The sequence below is a fragment of the Gaiella sp. genome, assembly GCF_039915195.1.
Classification (GTDB): domain Bacteria; phylum Actinomycetota; class Thermoleophilia; order Gaiellales; family Gaiellaceae; genus Gaiella.
Genome location: NZ_JBDSNT010000035.1, coordinates 1 through 5178 on the forward strand (window position 1 = coordinate 1; position 5178 = coordinate 5178).

The window sequence follows — 5178 nt, forward strand, 5'->3', positions numbered from 1 at the left end:
GTCAGCGTCTTTGGCAGATCGGGGACGAACTCGATCAGGCGAGGATAGGCATACGCAGAGAGCCGTTCGCGGACGAACGTCCGGATCTCCGCGGCGAGATCGGCTGACGACTCGTAGCCGTCTGCGAGGACGATGAACGCCTTGACGACGTTGCCGCGGAGCTCATCGGGCGACGCGACGGCGGCCGCCTCTCTCACAGCGGGATGCTCGAGGCAAGCCGACTCGACCTCGAAGGGGCCGATCCGGTAGCCAGCGGCAATGATCACGTCGTCGGCGCGACCGACATACCAGTAGTACCCGTCCTCGTCCTTCACGGCGGCGTCTTTCGTGTGGAACCAGTCACCGCCGAACGCCTCCTCCCCCGCCTCGTCGTTACGCCAGTAGCCGAGCGGGTAATGCGGGTTCGAGCGTGCGCGCAAGCAGATCTCGCCGCGCTCCCCGACAGCGACCGGCTGCTCGCCCTCGTCCAGGATCTGCACATCCCATCCCGGCATCGGCTTGCCCATCGAACCCTCGCGCACTTCCATGCCGGGGTAGTTCGCTACGAGTGGGTAGGACTCGGTCAGCCCGTAGTAATCGAGCACCGTGACGCCATACTCCTCGCGGAACCAGCGGATCGCCTCGGGGTTGAGCGGTTCGCCCGCCGAGCAGACGCGGCGGAACGACTGCGGATACCGCATTCCTGCGTTCTCTATCGCCATCATCGAGCGCATCGCCGTCGGCGTTGTGAACACGTTCGTCACCCGGTGGCGACTGAGGAATGCAAGCTGCTTGCCCGGGTCGAAACCGGCTTCGCGCCGGTAGACGCACTGGACGGCACCGAGACGCCATGGACCGAGCAACGGTGCGATCCCCGCCGCCCACGCCCACTCCCCCATCCCGTGAAACAGCTCGCCGTCCTCCACCTCGTGGCAGTAGCGGAACTCCTCGTGGCCGAGGATGTAGCGGTGCGCATGGACGATGCCCTTCGCAAGCCCCGTCGTACCGGATGTGTAATAGAGCTGGGCCGGGTCGTCGGCTGCTGTATCGGCGCAGATGAAGTCGGTGCGCGCCTCGCGCAGCGTGTCCGGCCCGAGAACGAGGACGTCGGGCGCCCACGGCCGGTCGAAGCGCGGCGCATTGTCTGCATCCGTGACGAGAAGCCGGGCATCGGAATCCGTGAGGCGGTGCTCGATCCCGTCGTCGCCATAGAGCACGGACATCGAGAGAAGGATCGCGCCGAGCTTCCAGACACCGAAGAAGATCGCCGCCGTTTCGGGGGTGGCCGGAAGTACGACGGCGACGCGATCTCCACGAGACACGCCGTGCGCAGCCAGCGTATGCGCCGCCTGGTTGGCGAGATCCTGCAGGTCACCCCAGCCGAGGAGACGAACGGAACCGTCGAAGCTCTCCCAGACCATCGCTGCCTTGTCGCGTGGATGCCTGTCGCAGACATCGGCCGCGATGTTGTAGCGAGCGGGTACGGCCCACGCGTGGGAGTCGCACAGCTCGTCGTACCCCGGACTGCTCACACTGCTCTCCTCGTCTGCAACGCGGCTGCGGGTGGCTACCACGGTCTCCCTGCGATCATTGCACGTCGACGGCGCGCCTCCGTGTTCGTAAGCATTGGGTGAAGGTTCCCAACCCCGGGCGCGTCCATCCGTCTCTTCCACCGTGGGCGCTGAAGACATCACCGTCGGGGGAGAAGTGGTCTACCTGCTCGCCGAGCTCCGCTCCGCCGAGCACGGGCCCGTCCACGAGATCGGCTCGCGTGCACGCGTGCTCGAGGCCGACGGCGACCGGCTCACGCTCGCCGTCGGCTACGGACGCTTCGAGGGCATCGTCACCTGCTCGCGCGCTCTCGTCGCACGGCAGCGGCGGTCGCTCTCCTCGCGCCGGACTCTGCGCCCGAACCCCTGGTCGACGGCGTAGACCCTAGCCGGCGTCAATGCCCTTCGCGCGCAGCTCCGAACGAGCCTGTTCGGTCTTGCCCGGCTCGACGCCGAGCACCCGCAACACCTGATCGGCCTTCAGAAACTGAACCTCGTCGTACTGCACGATCTGGACGAGATTGCCCCAGGGATCCCTGAAGTCGAGACCCCGGCCGGGGAGCACGTCGACCCCTGCTGAGTCGAGCGCCGCGCGCGTCGCATTCCGGTCGTCGACAACGAGGCCGAAGTGACGGTGCGCGTCGGCGGCCTGCGTGCGGCCACGAGAGAGCGCGACAAACTGGTCGCCGATGTCGATGAACGCCATCTGCGTCGACCGGCCCCGAAGTACGAGATCGAAGATGCTGCCGTAGAACGCGAGCGCCTCGTCGATGTCGCCGACCTCGAGCGCGACATGGTTGATTCCCACGAGCCTCGGCCGTTGCATCTCCTCTCAGTGTATGTGTGCAAGCGCCCATGGCTGACTCACCTGTGGGGAAGGAGATACGGGACAAACGGTCAATTCCGTCAGTCTCACAATGAGACCGAGCGCCGACAGCCCAGACAATGATGTGGTCTACCTCCTCGCCGAGCTTCGGTGCGATGGGAAGGGTTCCGTCCTCGAGATCGGTTCTCGCGCTCGAGTGCTCGAGAGCGACGGCGACCGCGTGACGCTCGCGGTTGCACACGGAGACAACGAAAACATCGTCACCTGCTCGCGCGCCCTTGTGGCACGACGAGAGCGGTCGCTCACACGGCGCCGCACGCTGCGGCCGAGCGCGCCTCCCGCTTTCTGAAGGACTTTAGAATCGCTGCTCGGCCAGAACTACCACGCCTTGCTACGCTTACTTGTGGACTCAAGTAAAAAATGGAACTCGGCCTCTACACCTTCGCGGAGCTCACGCCCGATCCGGCGACGGGTCGTGCGATCTCGCCCGCCGTGCGCCTGCGCAACCTCATGGAGGAGGCCACGCTCGCGGACGAGGCCGGCCTCGATGTCTTCGCGATCGGCGAGCATCACCGGCCTGACTTTGCGGTCTCTGCGCCAGTCGTGACGCTCGCTGCAGCGGCCGAACGTACGTCGCGCATCCGGCTGAGTAGCGCTGTCACAGTGCTCAGCTCGGACGATCCCGTGCGGGTGTTCCAGCAGTTCTCGACCCTCGACCTGCTCTCCGGCGGGCGCGCCGAGATCATGGCCGGCCGTGGCTCGTTCATCGAATCCTTTCCCCTGTTCGGCTACGACCTGGCCCACTACGACGAGCTGTTCGCCGAGAAACTCGACCTCCTGCTCCGGCTGCGCGACGTCGAGCGCGTCACCTGGTCCGGCCGGCTTCGTCCTCCGCTCGAGGACGTGGGGATCTACCCGCGGCCCGCGCAGGATCCCCTCCCGGTCTGGATCGCAGTCGGAGGAAACCCCGCGTCCGCCGCCCGGGCCGGATCGCTAGGACTCCCGATGGCGCTCGCGATCATCGGCGGACTACCCGAACGCTTTGCGCCCTTCGCCGAGATTCACCAGCGCGCCGCCCTCGAGTCGGGCCACGCTGCTCCGGCACTGAGCATCAACTCGCATGGATTCATCGCGGACACGTCTCAGGCGGCGGCCGATACCTCCTGGCCGCAGTTCGACGCGATGATGACGAAGATCGGGCGGGAGCGTGGCTGGCCGCCCATGAGCCGGGACGATTTCGAGGCGACGCGTACGCTCCGCGGCGCGAACTTCGTCGGCAGCCCACAGGAGGTCGTCGAGAAGATCCTCTTCCAACACGAGATCTTTGGCCACCAGCGCTTTCTTCTCTACCTCAGTAGCCTCGATCACTCGAAGACGATGCGTGCGATCGAGCTGTACGCCACCGAGGTGGCGCCCGCCGTGCGCGCCGAGGTGGCGCGCCGCTCGCAAGCGGCCGCGACCGCATCCGCCTAGAGAACGACTCGCCTTCTGGGAAGGGCGAGCGTCACGAGCACGGAGATGACGGCCCCAGCGAGAGCGATCACGAAGACGGCGTGAAATCCGGAAAGCCCCTCTCCCTCGTCGAGCAACCGTGCGAGAGCGATCGAGCCGGCGAAGCTCCCGATGTAGCGCGAGGTCGAGAACAGTCCGGCGGCGACACCGGCCTGGGAGGGCTCGAGCGCCTCGATCGCTGACGCCTGGAGGCCCGCCGTCGAGAGTCCCACGCCAGAGCCCATCAGCAGAAGGCACGGCAGCAGCACGAGCGTGTCGAGGCCGGGAGAAATCGCCAGCGGGACGATCCCGCCGGTGAGTGCGACGCAGCCACCGACAGCCGGGATTCGCCGGCCGTAGCGGTCAGCCAGCCGGCCACCGATCGGAGAGAAGACGACCATCGGCGCGGAGAGCAGTGCGAGAGCGACGCCGACCTGCAGGCTCGACCAGTCGAGGTGCCGCGTGAGCAAGATTGGCGTCGCGAGCAGAACCGTGTAGAAGGCCAGGTTGCTCGAGGAGATGCCCGCGTTCGCCGCTGCAAAGGGGCGGATCCGGAAGAAGCGTGGCTGAAAGACGGGGTCGGGGTGTCTCAACTCACGCCGCACGAAGACGACGGAGAGGATGATCAGCGCGGGAACCCCAGGGGCGAGCGCCAGAGGGGCGTGTGCGCTCTCGATGACGAGCGCTGCCGAGCCGCCCAGGACGGCGGCGAGAAGCGCCGCGCCAAGCCAGTCGAACGCCGTCTCGGGCACCACGCCGGGACTTCGGGGCACGGCCCGCCAGGCAATCGCGAGCGCCGCTACGACGAACGGGACGTTGACGAGGAAGATCGCTCGCCAGCCTCCGATGCCGACGAGAACCCCTCCGATGAGAGGCCCGAGTCCTGCCGCGAGGGCAATCGATGCGCCCACGATGCCGAACGCCCCGCCGCGGCGACTGGCAGGGACGAGCTCCCGGATCAGGCCCGCTCCGTTCGGAAAGACCACGGCGCCCGAGACCGCCTGGGCGACACGGAAGCCGATCAGGAACGGAAGACTCGGCGCCAGCGCAGCACCGAGCGAGGCGACCCCGAAGACGGCGAGCCCACCGACTATGAAGGGGTGCCGGCCGTGTCGATCGCCGAGCTTCCCTGCGACCGGCTGGACAACAGCGAGAGCGAGCAGGTACGAGGTGACGAGCCAGCCAACGGTGCCGATCGACGAGTCGAAATCGTCGACAATGTCCGGCAACGCAACCGCGATCATCGTCGAGTTGAGAGGTGCGAGAAGGGCGCCGAGCGCAACGGCAACCAGCACCGCACGCTCGGCGCCCGTCGCGCGCGTCACGCTTCGA

Annotated in this window: 5 protein-coding genes; 2 read left to right on the forward strand and 3 right to left on the reverse strand. The window is 67.1% G+C overall.

Going from position 1 to position 5178, the window contains the following annotated elements:
- On the reverse strand, window positions 1-1511 hold a 1511-nt coding region (locus tag ABIR74_RS03440), incomplete at its 3' end, for an AMP-binding protein (RefSeq protein WP_348175218.1).
- 142 nt (window positions 1512-1653) lie between these two features.
- On the opposite strand from ABIR74_RS03440, the gene ABIR74_RS03445 reads away from it, so the two are divergent.
- A complete protein-coding gene (locus tag ABIR74_RS03445) occupies window positions 1654-1911 on the forward strand; it encodes a hypothetical protein (protein WP_348175219.1) in 258 nt (85 codons plus the stop codon).
- Window positions 1912-1914: 3 nt separating this feature from the next.
- Here the strand turns inward: ABIR74_RS03445 and ABIR74_RS03450 are convergent, their stop codons facing one another.
- Entirely contained in the window at window positions 1915-2355 is a 441-nt protein-coding gene (locus ABIR74_RS03450; protein ID WP_348175220.1) for a VOC family protein, read from the reverse strand.
- 420 nt (window positions 2356-2775) lie between these two features.
- Here ABIR74_RS03450 and ABIR74_RS03455 point away from each other — a divergent pair, with 420 nt between their 5' ends.
- Window positions 2776-3828: an LLM class flavin-dependent oxidoreductase gene (locus ABIR74_RS03455; protein ID WP_348175221.1), complete on the forward strand. Its 1053-nt coding sequence runs from the start codon at window positions 2776-2778 to the stop codon at window positions 3826-3828.
- On the opposite strand, the gene ABIR74_RS03460 is transcribed toward ABIR74_RS03455, so the two are convergent.
- The coding region (locus ABIR74_RS03460) for an MFS transporter (RefSeq protein WP_348175222.1) at window positions 3825-5178 on the reverse strand (1354 nt) is incomplete at its 5' end. The two genes, ABIR74_RS03455 and ABIR74_RS03460, sit on opposite strands and share 4 nt — an antisense overlap.

Coding starts and splice junctions, on each gene's coding strand:
- ABIR74_RS03450 (WP_348175220.1), bottom strand. CDS start 2,355: ATGCAACGGCCGAGGCTCGTGGGAATCAACCATGTCGCGCTCGAGGTC.
- ABIR74_RS03455 (WP_348175221.1), top strand. CDS start 2,776: ATGGAACTCGGCCTCTACACCTTCGCGGAGCTCACGCCCGATCCGGCG.